The organism is Nocardioides sp., from assembly GCF_035576065.1.
Taxonomy (GTDB): Bacteria; Actinomycetota; Actinomycetes; order Propionibacteriales; family Nocardioidaceae; genus Nocardioides.
The window spans coordinates 212,862-227,840 of record NZ_DATLWX010000015.1 but is presented as its reverse complement, the minus strand read 5'-3'; the positions used below and the strand labels follow the sequence as shown (position 1 = coordinate 227,840).

Here is a 14,979-nt window from a genome sequence, read left to right as displayed (position 1 = left end):
GGCCCACCGTAGCGAGCGTCGTGTCACAGGACCGGAAGATTGTAGAAGCGACAGATCCCGCTGAACTCGTCGACCTGGAGGCTCGCGCCGCCCACCAACGCACCGTCCACATCGGCCTTCTCCATGATGCCTGCGACGTTGCCGGCCTTCACCGAACCGCCGTAGAGCACGCGCACGCCGTCGGCCGCAGCATCGCCGTGGACCTCTCGGATCCGCTCCCGGATGGCGCCGCACACTTCCTGCGCGTCGTCCGGCGTGGCGACCTCGCCGGTGCCGATGGCCCACACCGGCTCGTACGCGACCACGAGACCGGCCACCTGCTCGGCGGTGAGGCCTGCCAGCGAGCCGTCCACCTGGGTCAGCGTGTAGGAAACCTGGTCACCGGCCTGCCGGACCTCGAGACCCTCACCCACGCACACGATCGGGGTCATCGCGGCTGCGAGCGCCTTGTGCGCCTTGGCGTTGACGACCTCGTCGGTCTCAGCGTGGTGCTCGCGACGTTCGGAGTGTCCGACCACGACGTAGGAACAACCCAGCTTGGCCAGCATCGCCGCGGAGATCTCGCCGGTGTAGGCGCCGCTGTCCTGGGTCGACACGTCCTGGGCGGCGTACTTGATGGAGAGCCGGTCGCCGTCCACGAGGGTCTGCACGGAGCGGAGGTCTGTGAAGGGGGGTACGACGACCACCTCGACCAAGCTGTAGTCGTGCCGCTTGTCCGAGAGCGTCCACGCCAGCTTCTGGACGAGCACCACGGCTTCCTGGTGGTTCAGGTTCATCTTCCAGTTGCCGGCCATCAGCGGCGTACGAGCCATGTCGATCAATCCCTTTCCAGGACAGCGATGCCGGGCAGTTCCTTGCCCTCGAGGTATTCCAGTGAGGCTCCGCCGCCGGTGGAGATGTGACCGAAGGCAGCCTCGTCGAAGCCGAGCTGGCGCACGGCTGCGGCCGAGTCACCCCCGCCCACGACGGACAGGCCGTCCATCCGGGTGAGCGCGTCGGCGACCGCTCGTGTGCCACCGGCGAAGGCGTCGGTCTCGAAGACCCCCATGGGACCGTTCCAGAAGACGGTCTTCGCGTCGGCCAACGCCGACGCGAAAGCCTTCGCGGACTCTGGCCCGATGTCCAGGCCGAGCGCATCGGCCGGTATGGCATCAGCGGCGACGACCTGGGGTTGGGGCTCGGTGTCGCCGGTCGGGAACGTCGTGTCGACCACGATGTCGGCCGGCAGCACGATCTCGACGCCGCGCTCGGCCGCCTCGCGTAGGTAGCCGCGGCAGATGTCGAGCTGGTCCTCCTCGAGCAGGCTCTTGCCGACCTCGTGACCCTGGGCCGCCAGGAAGGTGAACACCATGCCGCCACCGATGAGGAGCTTGTCGGCCTTCTCGAGCAGGTTGTCGATCACGCCCAGCTTGTCGGAGACCTTCGAGCCGCCGAGGACGACCACGTAGGGCCGCTCGGGATCGACCGTCAGGCGCCGCAGCACGTCGATCTCCGCTGCCACGAGCTCGCCCATGGCAGAGGGGAGGTGGAGAGCGATGTCGTAGACACTGGCCTGCTTGCGGTGGACCACGCCGAAGCCGTCGGAGACGAAGGCATCGGCCAGCTGACCGAGCTGTCCGGCGAAGGAGCGGCGTACGTCGTCGTCCTTGCTGGTCTCGCCCGGGTTGAAGCGGACGTTCTCCAGCACGGCCACGTCGCCGTCCGCGAGCGCGGCGACGGTCGCCATCGCGCTCTCCCCCACCGTGTCGGAGGCGAACGCGACGTCTCGCTGCAGCAGCTCACCGAGCCGAGCAGCGACCGGGGCGAGACTGAACTCCGGGTCGGGAGCCCCGTCGGGACGACCGAGATGGGCCACCACGACGACCCGAGCACCGGCGTCGGAGAGTCGCTTGATCGTCGGGACGCTTGCACGGATGCGACCGTCGTCGGTGATGCGGGTCGCGCCGGGCGCACCGTCGAGTGGCACGTTGAGGTCCGAGCGGACCAGGACGCGCTTGCCTGTCAGGTCGCCGAGCGAGGCGATGTCCGCAGAGTGGTCAGCCACGGGTCAGAGCGACTTGCCGATGTGGCCGATCAGGTCGACGAGGCGGTTGGAGTAGCCCCACTCGTTGTCGTACCAGCCGACGACCTTGACCTGGTTGCCGATGACCTTCGTCAGCGGGGCGTCGAAGATGCACGACGCCGGGTCGGTGACGATGTCGGAGGAGACGATCGGGTCGGTGGAGTAACGGAGGAAGCGGCCGTCGGCGGCCTTCTCGATGATCGCGTTGACCTCCTCGACCGTCGTCTCGCGGCCGGCCTCGAACGTGAGGTCGGTGGCCGAGCCGGTGGGCACCGGCACGCGGAGCGCAAAGCCGTCGAGCTTGCCCTTCAGCTCCGGCAGGACCAGGCCGATGGCCTTGGCGGCACCGGTCGACGTCGGGATGATGTTGAGCGCGGCTGCGCGGGCGCGGCGCAGGTCCTTGTGGATGTTGTCCTGGAGGTTCTGGTCGGCCGTGTAGGCGTGGATCGTCGTCATCAGGCCCTTGACGATCCCGAGGTCGTCGTTGAGCGCCTTGGCCATCGGGCCCAAGCAGTTGGTGGTGCAGGAGGCGTTGGAGATGACGTGGTGCGTTGCCGGGTCGTAGTCCTCGTGGTTGACGCCCATCACGATCGTGATGTCCTCGTTGGAGGCGGGCGCCGAGATGATGACCTTCTTGGCGCCGGCGTCGATGTGCGCCTTGGCCTTCGTGGCGTCGGTGAAGAAGCCCGTGGACTCCACGACCACGTCGACGTTGAGGTCGGCCCACTTCAGGTTGGCGGGCTCGCGCTCGGCGAAGGCAGTGATCGTCTGGTCGCCGACCTTGATCGAGGTCTCGTCGGACGAGACGTCGGCGTCGAGGCGGCCGAGGATCGAGTCGTACTTGAGCAGGTGCGCCAGCACCGCGTTGTCGGTCAGGTCGTTGACGCCGACGATCTCGATGTCGGCTCCCCCGTCAATTTGGGCAGCACGAACGGCTCGGAAGAAGTTGCGACCGATGCGACCAAAGCCATTGATTCCTACGCGGACAGTCACTGAGGGACTCCTTGAAGTCGAAGAGGTGAGCGGGACGCCTGGGCGGCGTCGGCTGACCCAGCGACCCTATCGCGGGGCGACGGCACGCCCGATCGCGCGTATCGAGGTACGTGCAAGTAACTGAAGGCGGACCTTCAGGCCTCGTCAACCAGCATCTCGGGCGTCAGCGACGACTCCGTGTCAGGGATCCCGAGCTCCTCGGCGCGCTTGTCGGCCATCGCCAGCAAGCGCCGGATGCGTCCTGCGATGGCGTCCTTGGTCAGCACCGGGTCGTGCAGCTGCCCGAGCTCCTCCAGGGAGGCGTTCTTGTGCTCCAGCCGGAGGTCCCCGGCGAGCTTCAGGTGATCAGGGACCTCGTCGGCCAGGATCTCCAGCGCGCGCTCGACCCGGGCACCCGCTGCCACGGCCGCACGCGCGGACCGGCGCAGGTTGGCGTCGTCGAAGTTCGCGAGCCTGTTGGCCGTGGCGCGCACCTCGCGCCGCATCCGGCGCTCCTCCCAGGCCATCAGCGACTCGTGGGCGCCGAGCCTCGTCAGCAGGGCACCGATGGCGTCCCCGTCGCGGATGACGACGCGGTCGACCCCACGGACCTCGCGGGCCTTCGCCGAGATGCCGAGACGACGGGCGACACCGACGATCGCGAGCGCTGCCTCAGGGCCGGGGCAGGTGATCTCCAGCGACGACGAGCGGCCGGGCTCGGTCAGCGAGCCATGCGCCAGGAAGGCTCCACGCCAGGCCGCCACCGCATCGCAGCCGCCCCCGGAGACCACGGCCGGCGGCAGACCGCGGACCGGACGTCCACGTTGGTCGAGCAGGCCGGTCTGACGCGCCAGCGCCTCGCCGTCCTTCACGACCCGGACGATGTAGCGACTCCCCCGGCGGATGCCGTTGCCCTGCACCATGACGAGCTCGGAGTGGTGTCCGTAGACCTCGGCGATGTCCTTGCGCAAGCGCCGAGCTGCCGCGCCGGTGTCGAGCTCGGCCTCCACCACGATCCGGCCGCTCACGATGTGCAGGCCACCGGCGAAGCGGAGCATCGAGGCCACCTCGGCCTTCCGACAGCAGGTCTTCGTGATCTGGGTGTTGGCGAGTTCTGCCTTCACCTGTGCCGTCATCGCCATGGGGGCGATCCTGCCACGAACGTCAATGACCCTCGACCCTGCTCCCCGCCATGATCTCTTCGAACGCCGCGGCCAACTTGGCGTCGTCGTGGCGATCCGAGGCGTCCTCTGCCGCGATGTCGGCGATCACGAGCCGCGCCCCCGATGCGGACACGGACCGGTCGAGCTGCCCGGGGTGCACCACGCTGCGCACGTCAGCCAGGACGGTGTGGATCTTCAGGTCGGGCGCGTGCTCGAACAGGGCCGCCAGGTGGTCCTCCGGGCCGAAGCCCGGGGTCTCCCCCTCCTGGGGTCCGAGGTTGAGCACGACGATGAGGCAACCGGAGGTGTCGATCAACGCCTGACGCAGCTTCGGGACCATCAGGTGGGGAATCACCGAGGTGAACCACGACCCGGGGCCCAGGACGACCCAGTCAGCCGACATCACCGCGTCGATCGCCTCCGCGCAGGCGTCCGGATGGGTGGGCTCGAGAGCAACGGACACGATCTGCCCGTGCGTCGTCGCCACCTCCACCTGGCCGCGGACGGTGGAGGTGCGGGAGAGATCCGTCGTGTCCAGGCCACGCACCACCGCCGTCATGTCGATCGGAGTGATCGCCATCGGCAGGACGCGACCACGCGCCCCGAGCAGCCGGCCGACCCAGTCGAGGGCGCGGACCGGATCGCCCATCAGCTCCCAGAGTCCGACGATGAGCAGGTTGCCGATCGCGTGACCACGCATGTCGCCGTCGCCCTCGAACCGGTGCTGGACCAGCTCGGCCCAGGTCCGGCCCCATTCGTCGTCCCCGCAGAGCGCGGCCAGCGCCATCCGCAGGTCCCCCGGCGGCAGCACGCCGAACTCCTCACGCAGCCTTCCGGACGAGCCGCCGTTGTCGGCGACCGTGACCACGGCGGTCAGCTCGTCGAGGGTCAGCTCCGCGACCAGGCGACGCAGTGCGCTGAGGCTGGCGAAGAGTCCGTGCCCGCCGCCTAGGGCCACGGCGGACTGGGCTGTGTCACGGGCCATGCCTGGCCTCACTCCCGCCCGAGGTCGCGGTGGCTGGCCTGCGTGTCGAAGCCGTGCTCGCGCAGTCGGGCAGCGATCTCCTCGCTCATCGCGACGCTGCGGTGCTTGCCGCCCGTGCAGCCGATCGCGATGGTCATGAACCGCTTGCCCTCGGTGAGGTAGCCGCTGGCGACGTTTTCGAGGACCGGCACGTATTGGTCGAGGAACGTCTGCGCCGCGGGACGCTGCTTGACGTAGTCGGCCACCTCCTCGTCGCGCCCGGTCCGAGGGCGGAGCTCGGGCACCCAGTGCGGGTTGGGGAGGAACCGCATGTCCGCGACGAAGTCGGCGTCGACCGGGATGCCGTACTTGAAGCCGAACGACACGACCGTCACCTTGAGCTTCAGGGCCTCGGGGCTGCCGAACTGCTCACCGATCCGGTCGGTCAGCTGGTGCACGTTGAGGTTGGTGGTGTCGATGATGACGTCGGCGTCGGCCCGCACCTCGGCCAGCACCTCGCGCTCACGCTGCAGCCCGTGGAGGAGGCGACCGCTCCCTTGGAGCGGGTGGGGACGACGAGCGGCCTCCTGGCGGCGTACGAGGACGTCATCGGTCGCCTCGAGGAACAGCAGGGTCGTCGGCCGGCCGGTCACGCCCTGGTGCCGGTTGGCCTGCAGGGAGGCGAAGAACGAGCCGGAGCGTACGTCGACCACGACCGCGATGGGCTCGGCGACCCCACGACTGTCGTCGACGAGGCGGACGACGTCGCGCACCAGCGTCGGCGGGAGGTTGTCGACCACGAAGAACCCGAGGTCCTCGAGCTCCTTGGCGGCCGTGCTGCGACCGGCCCCGGTCATGCCGGTGACGATCACGAGCTCGCCGGGGGTGGGCTCCATCAGTTCTCCTCGATGATCTCGCCGGTCGCGGTGTTGACCTGGACGGCGTGGGCGGTGGTGCCGGCATTCTTGCGGGTCGACTCAGCGGTGGCGACGGCCGCCTTGATGGCCTCGGCCGTGCGGGGACCGATGCCGGGCACGAGAGCGATCTCCTCGGCCTCCGCGAGCCTCAGCTTCTTCAGGGAGCCGAAGTGCTTGAGCAACGTCTTGCGGCGCACCTCCCCGAGGCCGGGCACGTCGTCGAGCGCGCTCTCCACCATCGACTTGGAGCGGCGTGACCGGTGGTGGGTGATGGCGAACCGGTGGGCCTCGTCGCGGATCCGCTGGAGGAGGTAGAGCCCCTCACTCGTCCGCGCCAGGATCACCGGGTCCTCCTCGGCCGGCAGCCAGACCTCCTCGAGCCGCTTGGCCAGGCCGCAGACGGGGATGTCGTTGATGCCGAGCTCGGTCAGCGCCTGCTGCGCTGCCGCTACCTGGGGTGGACCACCGTCGACGACCACCAGCCCCGGCGCGTAGGCGAACTTGCGTGGGCGACCGGTCTCGGGGTCGACGAGCATGGGTCCGGAGTCGGTCGACACCGCCTCGCTCTTCGCCTGCTCGTCGAGCAGCCGGCGGAACCGGCGGGTGATCACCTGGTGCATGTGGGCGACGTCGTTCTGGGTCACCTCGGTCTCCCCGGTCTCGGGCTTGATCACGAAGCGGCGGTATTCGCCCTTGCGTGGCAACCCGTCCTCGAAGACGACCATCGAGGCGACGACCTCGGTGCCCTGGAGGTTGGAGACGTCGTAGCACTCGATCCGCAACGGCACCTCGTCGAGGGACAGGACCGACTGGATCTCCTCGAGGGCACGGTTGCGCGTGGTCAGGTCACTGGCCCGTCGGGTCTTGTGGAGCACGAGCGACTGCCGGGCGTTGGTGGCGACCGTCTGCTGGAGCGCCAGCTTGGCCCCCCGCTGCGGCACCCGGATCGTGACGCGGCTGCCTCGCAGGTCGCTCAGCAGCTCCTCGAGCACCCCGGCGTCAGGCGGGAGCGCCGGGACGAGCACCTCGCGCGGGATCGAGTCGGACTCGCCGCCGTACAGCTGGAGGAGGAAGTCCTGGACCAGCTCGGGTGTCCCGCCGTCGTCCGTGCGGTCGGCGACCCAGCCCCGCTGTCCGCGGATCCGTCCGCCGCGGACGTAGAAGATCTGCACCGCGACCTCGAGCGGGTCCTCGGCCAGGGCGATCACGTCGGCGTCGGTGCCGTCGGCCAGCACCACGGCCTGCTTCTCCATCGCCTTGGTCAGGGCGCCCAGGTCGTCTCGCAGCCGCGCGGCTCGCTCGAAGTCCAGGGCCTCGGAGGCGGCATACATCTGCTTCTCGACGCGCTTGACGAAGGCCGAGGTGTTGCCGGCCATGAAGTCGCAGAAGTCGTCGACGATCTCGCGGTGCTGCTCGGCGGTGACGTTGCCGACGCAGGGAGCGGCGCACTTCTCGATGTAGCCCAACAGGCACGGCCTGCCGATCTGGCTGGAGCGCTTGAACACGCCGTTGCTGCACGAGCGCATCGGGAACACCCGGAGGAGAAGGTCGACGGTCTCGCGGATCGCCCAGGCGTGGCCGTAGGGCCCGAAGTAGCGGGTGCCCTTGCGCTTGGCGCCGCGGCCGACCATCACCCGTGGGAACTCCTCACCGACCGTCACGGCGAGCCACGGATAGGACTTGTCGTCGCGATACTTCACGTTGAAGCGCGGGTCGAACTCCTTGATCCAGCTGTATTCGAGCTGGAGGGCCTCGACCTCGGTCTTGACGGTCGTCCACTCGACGCTGGCCGCGCTCGTGACCATCGAGGCGGTGCGCGAGTGCAGGTTGCGGATGTCCTGGAAGTAGGACGACACGCGCGAGCGAAGGTTCTTGGCCTTGCCGACGTAGATGACGCGGCCCTTGGCGTCGCGGAAGCGGTAGACCCCCGGCTGGGTGGGGATCGACCCGGGCTGGGGTCGATAGGACGCCGGTGAAGCCATGCCACAACCCTACGGGCCGGCGCCGACACTCGAGGACGGCGCCGACCCTGCGAGTGACGTCAGCTGAAGGAGCGCGTGGGCGTGGTGTCTCGGACGGTCCACTGGAAGGTCAGCGAGGCGTCGAAGGAGGGAATCGGACCCGGCGTCCCCACGTCCCCGCCACCCGTGATGCAGGAGGTGGTGAATCGCAGAGCGCTCGGAGCTGAGCTCAGGGACTGCACAGGCTGAGCCGTGGCAGTGGTGTCGTTGATGCTGACCAGTCCCGACACGTTCACCAGCGAGAACTGCCCGTTCCTGCCGCCGCCCTTGGACCCGGTGCAGCTGGAGAAGTCCCCGGTGAACGTGTAGGCCAAGGGCTCGACCAGCGCTCCGGCAGGCACGGTGTCCGTGGAGTCCTTCGAGAACGACGTTGCACCGTTTGCCTGGTGGTGGATCCTCCAGGTCGCGACGCCGGTGGGCTTGCCCTGGCCGGGCGGTCCGGCAACCCCGGCGGCGCCGTCCTTGCCGGGGGCTCCCGTGGCACCGGTCGGCCCGACGACGCCTCGGAGGCCGGCGGCGAGGTCCTCGGCGGTGATGGTGCCGTCGAGGATGTCGCTGCCCTGGACGGCGTTCTTGCGAATGGTCTTGCTCCGCACCGAATCCTTGCCAAGGTCCTTGGCCCCGATGCTGCGGTCGGCGATGTCCTGGCCGGTGATGAGCCGATCAGCCGCGGCCAGCGTGGCCGGTCCTGCGGTCACCACCAGTGCAGCAGATGCGATCGCGGTCGTGGCCAGGACAGCGAGCTCGGGCAGGCGGGACGAGCGAGGTGCAGTCATGAGCGGAGACCCTCTGTGCGGGGGCCACCCTGTGTGGCACCGGTCCGGCTCAAACTAGGGCACCGTCCGGTGTTGGCGAAACCGTGATCAGGCCAGGGAGATCGAGTCGCCCTCGATAGTGATCGCCACCTCGGCGAGCGGTGCCGTGGCCGGTCCGGAGATGACGGAGCCGTCCTCCAGCGAGAACTTGCTGCTGTGGCAGTTGCAGGGGATGACGCCGTCGCTGCCTGCGCTCACGGTGCAGCCCTGGTGGGTGCAGACCGAGGAGAAGGCCTTGAACTCGCCCTCGGCGGGCTGCGTGAGGACCACCTTCTGCTCGGAGAAGACGGCGCAGCCGCCGACTGGGACGTCGGAGGTCGCGGCCAAGGCGCCCGCACCGGCCCCGGCGGACGGCTCGGCAGACCCTGTCGAGTCGCTCGTCTTCGTGGACGTGTCCGCTGCCGAGTCGTTGTCATCACCGGCGCACGCTGCGAGCACCGGCAGACCGATCACGGCTGCTGTTGCGCCACCGAGCACCCGTCGGCGGTTCAAGGGAGAAGTCATGGCGCGAGACTACTTCTTGGCCGAAGCCGCCTTCTTCGTGGCGATCTTCTTCGCGGTCGCCTTCTTCGCGGTCGCCTTCTTCGCAGCCGCTTCCACCTTCTTCGTAGCGGCGGCTGCCTTCTTGGCGGCCGCCTTGCTCAGCGGCCGCGCGGGCTCCGCCTTGGGCTGCACCCTGCCCCGGGGCTGTTTCGCACCGCGGCCCTCGAGCAGGGGGGCGAGGAACTCCCCGGTGAAGCTGTCCGGGTGGGCCGCGACGTCCTCCGGCGTCCCCTCTGCCACGACGATGCCGCCTCTCGAGCCACCCTCGGGGCCCATGTCGATCAACCAGTCGGCAGTCTTGATGACGTCGAGGTTGTGCTCGATGACCAGCACGGTGTTGCCCTGGTCGACGAGTCGGCCCAGCACCAGCAGGAGCTTGCGGATGTCCTCGAAGTGCAGCCCGGTCGTGGGCTCGTCGAGGACGTACACGGTCCGGCCGGTGGAGCGCTTCTGCAGCTCGCTGGAGAGCTTGACCCGCTGCGCCTCGCCTCCGGACAGCGTCGTGGCCGGCTGGCCCAGGCGGACGTAGCCGAGCCCGACCTCGCAGAGCGTCTTCATGTGTCGGGAGATGGCCGGGACGGCCGCGAAGAAGTCGGCGGCCTCCTCGATCGGCATGTCCAGCACCTCGGCGATGGTCTTGCCCTTGTAGTGCACCTCGAGGGTCTCGCGGTTGTAGCGCGCGCCGTGGCAGACCTCGCACGGCACATAGACGTCGGGCAGGAAGTTCATCTCGATCTTGATCGTGCCGTCACCCGAGCAGGCCTCGCAGCGACCACCCTTGACGTTGAACGAGAAGCGGCCCTGGAGGTAGCCGCGCATCTTGGCCTCGGGGGTCGAGGCGAAGAGCTTGCGGACGTGGTCGAAGACCCCGGTGTACGTCGCCGGGTTGGAGCGGGGGGTCCGGCCGATCGGCGACTGGTCGACGTGGATCACCTTGTCGACGTGCTCCAGGCCGGTGATCTTGGTGTGTCGGCCGGGGACGGTGCGGGCGTTGTAGATCTGCTTGGCCAACGAGGTGTAGAGGATGTCGTTGACCAGGGTCGACTTGCCCGATCCCGACACACCGGTCACCGCGCAGAAGACGCCGAGCGGGAAGCTGACGTCGACGTCGCGCAGGTTGTGCTCCTTCGCGCCGTGGACGGTCAGCTCGCGCCCGACGGTCCGCGGGCGGCGTACGGCGGGAACAGGGATCTCGCGGCGTCCGCTCAGGTATTGCCCGGTCATCGAGTCGGGGTGGTCGAGCAGACCCTGGACGCTGCCGGAGTGCACGACCTGTCCGCCGTGCTCGCCGGCGCCGGGGCCGATGTCGACCACCCAGTCGGCGGTGCGGATGGTGTCTTCGTCGTGCTCCACCACGATCAGGGTGTTGCCGAGGTCCTTGAGCCGCTTCAAGGTCTCGATGAGGCGGTGGTTGTCGCGCTGGTGCAACCCGATGGACGGCTCGTCAAGGACGTAGAGGACCCCGACCAGCCCCGCCCCGATCTGGGTGGCCAGCCGGATCCGCTGCGCCTCGCCCCCGGACAGCGAGCCGGAGGGACGGTTGAGGGAGAGGTAGTCGAGCCCGACGTCGAGCAGGAAGTTGAGCCGCTCCTGGATCTCCTTCAGGACGCGCTCGCCGATCTGCTTCTCGCGCACCGAGAGGTCGAGGGTGCGCAGGTAGTCGGCCGCCTCGTTGATCGGCATCGCACAGATCTCGGCGATGTTCTTGCCGCCCTGCTCCTTGGCGCCGAGCGTGACCGCCATCGAGACCGGCTTGAGTCGACTGCCCTGGCAGGCAGGGCAGGGCACCTCGCGCATGAACCCCTCGAACCGGTCGCGGCTGGTGTCGGACTCCGCCTCGCGGTGGCGGCGCTCGATGTAGGGCCGGACGCCCTCGAAAGCGGCGTAGTAGGCGCGCTGGCGGCCGTAGCGGTTCTTGGTGACGACGTGGACCTTGGTCGAGTGTCCCTCGAGGAGCGACGTGCGCGCCCTGGGCGTGAGGTCGATCCACGGCGTGTTGAGGTCGAAGCCGATCTCCTGGCCGAGCGCGTTCATCAGGCGCAGGAAGTAGTCGGCCACGTGGGCCGAGCTCCACGGCTGGATGGCCCCCTCCCCCAGCGTGGCGTGCTGGTCGGGCACCACGAGCTCGGGGTCGACCTCCATCCGCGTCCCCAGGCCACTGCACTGGGGGCAGGCGCCGAAGGGCGAGTTGAAGGAGAAGGAGCGCGGCTCGAGCTCGTCGGTGTCGATGCTGTGCTCGTTGGGGCAGGCCATCCGCTCGGAGAAGCGGAGCTCACGGCCCGCGTCCTTGGGGTCCAGGTCGACGAAGTCGAAGAGCACCTGGCCGCCGGCGAGCTGGAGCGCGGTCTCGACCGAGTCGGTCAGTCGGCGCTTTGAGCTCTCCTTGACCGCGAGCCGGTCGACGACCACCTCGACGGTGTGCTTCTTCTGCTTGTCCAGCTTGGGCGGGTCGTCGAGAGCGTGGGTCTCGCCGTTGACCCGAGCCCTCGAGAATCCCTGCGTCTGGAGCTGACGGAAGAGCTCGACGAACTCGCCCTTCCGGCCGCGGATCACCGGTGCCAGCACCTGGAACCGCACGCCCTCCTCGAGGGCGAGGATCTTGTCCACGATCTGCTGGGGTGTCTGGCGCTCGATCGGCGACCCGCAGACGGGGCAGTGCGCGCGACCCGCTCGGGCGAACAGCAGGCGGAGGTAGTCGTAGACCTCGGTGATCGTGCCGACCGTGGAGCGGGGGTTCTTGCTGGTCGACTTCTGGTCGATGCTGACCGCCGGGGAGAGCCCCTCGATGAAGTCGACGTCCGGCTTGTCCATCTGGCCGAGGAACTGCCGGGCGTATGCCGACAGCGACTCGACGTAGCGCCGTTGCCCCTCGGCGAAGATGGTGTCGAAGGCCAGGCTCGACTTGCCGGAGCCGGACAGGCCGGTAAACACGATCAGGGCGTCGCGCGGCAGGTCGAGCGAGACGTCCTTGAGGTTGTGTTCCCGGGCGCCCCGGATGATGAGCTGGTCGATCACGGTCGTCCTTCGAGGTCTGCGAGGATGCGGTTCGAACAAGTGTTCGCCATGTGACGCCGGGTTGCAACACGCCGCGCGGGTCAGCTGTCGATCCTACGGGCCTGCCCAACCTGCGCAGGAGTGTGTTGAATGAGGACATGACGCACTCGGTGGAACCCACGCAGCTCGAGCTCCTCACTGCCGCCAACCAGCGGCTGGTGCGAACGGTGGACGGGTTGGACGACTCGACGTACGCCCATGCGTCCCTCCTCCCTGAGTGGACCGTCGGACATGTGCTGGCGCACCTGGCCCTCAACGGCGAGGGCCTCGCGGGCGCCCTGCGCGGGGTGACCACGGGTGCCGGGACTCCCATGTACGAGTCGCAGGAGGCCCGCAACCGCGACATCGCCGCGCTCGGCGTCGCCGTACCGAGTGAGATCCGTGCGCGGGTGGAGGCGTCGACCCAGCTCTTCGACCGCGAGCTCTCGGCCCTGCCGCACGACCAGTGGGAGGCGACGATCGAGCGCACCCCGGGCAACCCCGCCTTCCGCGCACGATCGACCGTGCTGATGCGGCTGCGCGAGGTGGAGATCCACCATGCGGACCTCGGGCTGGACTACTCGAACCGCGACTGGGTGCCCGCGTTCTCCGTGCAGGTCATCGAGTCCGCGGTCAAGCGCGCGGGTGACTGGCCCGTTCCGTTCCGGGTGCTGGCTCGTGACCTCGCCCAGACCTGGGAGCTCGGCGACGGCGAGCCCGCCGCCACCGTCTCGGGCGACGCGCACGACCTGGCCTGGTGGCTCACCGGCCGTGACGACCGTGGCACCCTGACCGTTGACCACGACGAGCTTCCGGAGGTTCCGGCATGGTGAGCTACACCGGCGATGTGACCCCGGGCGGGCCGCCCCAGACCCGCAAGGCCGGGTGCGTGACGATCACCAAGGTGGCCGTCGATCCCGACATGTCCAACAACGCCTACCTCCTGCACTGCGAGGAGACCGACGAGCTCGTGCTCATCGATGCGGCGGCGGACGCACCCACCTTGCTGGCGCTGGTCGGTGACCGTCCACTCGCTGCAGTCGTCACGACCCACCAGCACTGGGACCACCACCGCGCCCTCGCCGAGGTGGTGGCCGCGACCGGTGCACAGGTCATCGCCGGCGCGCCCGACGCAGCCGAGGTCACCGCCCAGACGGGGGTCGCCGTCGACCGGACCGTCACCGACGGTGACCGCGTCGCGGCCGGCACCTGCGACCTGACCGTGATCGCCCTGGCAGGCCACACCCCCGGCTCGATCGCGCTCTTCTGGGAGGACGACACCGGCCAGGGACACCTCTTCACCGGCGACTCGCTCTTCCCCGGCGGTGTCGGCAACACCTTCGGCGACAGCGCAGCCTTCGAGTCGCTGATCAACGACGTCTCGACCAAGATCTTCGACGTGTACGGCGACGACGTGTGGTTCTACCCCGGACACGGCAGCGACTCGACCCTCGGCGCCGAGCGCCCGCACCTCGCCGAGTGGCGCGAGCGCGGCTGGTAGCTGCTGGGCGACTCAGACCGGCTGGGTCGCCAGCTCGTCCGTGAGTCGATCGAGCTCCTGAGCGGCGTCTCCGATGCCCCACGGAAGGTCGAGGACGCCGGGGGCGAGGTCGGCTCCCGAGGCACCACCCGCGCAGACGAGGGGCGGGCGCTGATGCTGGGCGAGCCGCTCGGCCACGGTGATCGCTGCCGGACGGTCCTGAGGAGTGACGACGGCCAGGATTGCCGCCAGCGCTGAGTGGCTCGCCACGGCCGCCTCCCAGCTGCTCACGGGCACGTCGGCCCCGAGGTAGAGGACATGCAGGCCTCGCCTGCGGATGGCCGTGGCGAACGCGAGCGCGCCGAGGTCGTGCTGGCTGCCCGAGGGGAGCCCGACGACCACCGCAGGGCCTCGGGACCTGCTGCCGGCGGCGTCGAAGGCGGCCGCCAGACGCCGATGCACTGCGTGACTCGCCGCGTGCTCACCCGCGACGTCGATCTCACCTCGCGCCCAGCCGTCCCCGAGCGACTCGAGGGTGGGGAACAACCAGGCGTCGACGACGTGCTCGAAGGACCCGAGCGAGAACCCGCCGTCGAGACTGTCCTCGATCGCGGCGACGTCCATCTCGGCTGCCGCTCTCAGGAAGCGCTCGGTGTAGCTGGTTGAGCCGGGGAGAGTCGTTGTTGCAGCCTCCCGTGACTCCTCGTCCACGCGCGCCACGAGCGCGGGCGGGATCGTCCCGTTCCGAACGGCGTCGGCAGCGGCTGTGGGCGACCAGCCGTCGTCCACCAGTCTGCGCATGGTGGAGATGACGGCCAGGGATTCCTGGTCGTAGACGCGGTAGCCGGCCTCGTTGCGATGCGGGGCCCACACGCCGTAGCGGCGCTCCCAGGCACGCAGGGACGTCTCGGGGACACCCGTGAGCTGCGCCGCTCGCTTGATCGTGTACATAGTTTGCCTAGGGTTCTCGGGACTTACCTTGGACAAAGGCTGGACAAGTCGGGGTTTT

The 14,979-nt window shown here is 69.1% G+C and carries 13 protein-coding genes; 2 read left to right on the top strand and 11 right to left on the bottom strand.

The features are described 5' to 3' along the window. Positions 1 to 23: 23 nt before the first annotated feature. From tpiA to uvrA, 10 genes are all read right to left on the bottom strand, one after another. A complete protein-coding gene (tpiA, locus tag VNJ48_RS08755) occupies positions 24 to 812 on the bottom strand; it encodes a triose-phosphate isomerase (protein WP_325601141.1) in 789 nt (262 codons plus the stop codon). Positions 813 to 817: 5 nt separating this feature from the next. Then, on the bottom strand, positions 818 to 2,044 hold the full coding sequence (locus tag VNJ48_RS08750) for a phosphoglycerate kinase (RefSeq protein WP_325601139.1): 1,227 nt from the start codon (positions 2,042 to 2,044) through the stop codon (positions 818 to 820). Between the two features lie 3 nt (positions 2,045 to 2,047). Continuing rightward, positions 2,048 to 3,055 carry a type I glyceraldehyde-3-phosphate dehydrogenase gene (gene gap, locus VNJ48_RS08745; RefSeq protein ID WP_325601137.1) on the bottom strand — a complete coding sequence of 336 codons (1,008 nt, stop codon included), beginning with the start codon at positions 3,053 to 3,055 and terminating at the stop codon, positions 2,048 to 2,050. Between the two features lie 134 nt (positions 3,056 to 3,189). Further along, the gene (gene whiA, locus VNJ48_RS08740) at positions 3,190 to 4,176 is read right to left on the bottom strand and encodes a DNA-binding protein WhiA (protein ID WP_297734270.1); all 987 of its coding nucleotides are present in this window, start codon (positions 4,174 to 4,176) and stop codon (positions 3,190 to 3,192) included. A 22-nt stretch (positions 4,177 to 4,198) separates the two neighbouring features. Continuing rightward, the gene (locus tag VNJ48_RS08735; protein ID WP_325601134.1) at positions 4,199 to 5,182 is read right to left on the bottom strand and encodes a uridine diphosphate-N-acetylglucosamine-binding protein YvcK; all 984 of its coding nucleotides are present in this window, start codon (positions 5,180 to 5,182) and stop codon (positions 4,199 to 4,201) included. Between the two features lie 8 nt (positions 5,183 to 5,190). After that, positions 5,191 to 6,057 carry an RNase adapter RapZ gene (gene rapZ, locus VNJ48_RS08730; protein WP_325601132.1) on the bottom strand — a complete coding sequence of 289 codons (867 nt, stop codon included), beginning with the start codon at positions 6,055 to 6,057 and terminating at the stop codon, positions 5,191 to 5,193. Next, a complete protein-coding gene (uvrC, locus tag VNJ48_RS08725; RefSeq protein ID WP_325601131.1) occupies positions 6,057 to 8,060 on the bottom strand; it encodes an excinuclease ABC subunit UvrC in 2,004 nt (667 codons plus the stop codon). The genes rapZ and uvrC overlap by 1 nt, the downstream gene beginning before the upstream one ends. Positions 8,061 to 8,119: 59 nt before the next feature. Then, complete coding sequence (locus VNJ48_RS08720; RefSeq protein ID WP_325601130.1) at positions 8,120 to 8,875, bottom strand: collagen-like protein; 756 nt, start codon at positions 8,873 to 8,875, stop codon at positions 8,120 to 8,122. An 87-nt stretch (positions 8,876 to 8,962) separates the two neighbouring features. After that, entirely contained in the window at positions 8,963 to 9,418 is a 456-nt protein-coding gene (locus tag VNJ48_RS08715; protein WP_325601128.1) for a Rieske (2Fe-2S) protein, read from the bottom strand. A gap of 9 nt (positions 9,419 to 9,427) precedes the next feature. After that, positions 9,428 to 12,472 carry an excinuclease ABC subunit UvrA gene (uvrA, locus tag VNJ48_RS08710; RefSeq protein WP_325601126.1) on the bottom strand — a complete coding sequence of 1,015 codons (3,045 nt, stop codon included), beginning with the start codon at positions 12,470 to 12,472 and terminating at the stop codon, positions 9,428 to 9,430. A gap of 137 nt (positions 12,473 to 12,609) precedes the next feature. On the opposite strand from uvrA, the gene VNJ48_RS08705 reads away from it, so the two are divergent. Further along, positions 12,610 to 13,323 (top strand): maleylpyruvate isomerase family mycothiol-dependent enzyme, encoded by a 714-nt coding sequence (locus VNJ48_RS08705; RefSeq protein WP_325601124.1) that lies wholly within the window; start codon positions 12,610 to 12,612, stop codon positions 13,321 to 13,323. Further along, complete coding sequence (locus VNJ48_RS08700) at positions 13,317 to 13,991, top strand: MBL fold metallo-hydrolase (protein WP_325601122.1); 675 nt, start codon at positions 13,317 to 13,319, stop codon at positions 13,989 to 13,991. Before VNJ48_RS08705 ends, VNJ48_RS08700 begins: the two co-directional genes overlap by 7 nt. Positions 13,992 to 14,003: 12 nt before the next feature. Here the strand turns inward: VNJ48_RS08700 and VNJ48_RS08695 are convergent, their stop codons facing one another. Further along, the gene (locus VNJ48_RS08695) at positions 14,004 to 14,921 is read right to left on the bottom strand and encodes a MerR family transcriptional regulator (protein WP_325601120.1); all 918 of its coding nucleotides are present in this window, start codon (positions 14,919 to 14,921) and stop codon (positions 14,004 to 14,006) included. Positions 14,922 to 14,979: the final 58 nt, after the last annotated feature.

What these genes read in the sequence shown, in the direction of transcription:
- tpiA (WP_325601141.1), bottom strand. Translation starts at nt 812, where the DNA reads ATGGCTCGTACGCCGCTGATGGCCGGCAACTGGAAGATGAACCTGAAC.
- whiA (WP_297734270.1), bottom strand. Translation starts at nt 4,176, where the DNA reads ATGGCGATGACGGCACAGGTGAAGGCAGAACTCGCCAACACCCAGATC.
- VNJ48_RS08735 (WP_325601134.1), bottom strand. Translation starts at nt 5,182, where the DNA reads ATGGCCCGTGACACAGCCCAGTCCGCCGTGGCCCTAGGCGGCGGGCAC.
- rapZ (WP_325601132.1), bottom strand. Translation starts at nt 6,057, where the DNA reads ATGGAGCCCACCCCCGGCGAGCTCGTGATCGTCACCGGCATGACCGGG.
- uvrC (WP_325601131.1), bottom strand. Translation starts at nt 8,060, where the DNA reads ATGGCTTCACCGGCGTCCTATCGACCCCAGCCCGGGTCGATCCCCACC.
- VNJ48_RS08720 (WP_325601130.1), bottom strand. Translation starts at nt 8,875, where the DNA reads ATGACTGCACCTCGCTCGTCCCGCCTGCCCGAGCTCGCTGTCCTGGCC.
- VNJ48_RS08715 (WP_325601128.1), bottom strand. Translation starts at nt 9,418, where the DNA reads ATGACTTCTCCCTTGAACCGCCGACGGGTGCTCGGTGGCGCAACAGCA.
- VNJ48_RS08705 (WP_325601124.1), top strand. Translation starts at nt 12,610, where the DNA reads ATGACGCACTCGGTGGAACCCACGCAGCTCGAGCTCCTCACTGCCGCC.
- VNJ48_RS08700 (WP_325601122.1), top strand. Translation starts at nt 13,317, where the DNA reads ATGGTGAGCTACACCGGCGATGTGACCCCGGGCGGGCCGCCCCAGACC.
- VNJ48_RS08695 (WP_325601120.1), bottom strand. Translation starts at nt 14,921, where the DNA reads ATGTACACGATCAAGCGAGCGGCGCAGCTCACGGGTGTCCCCGAGACG.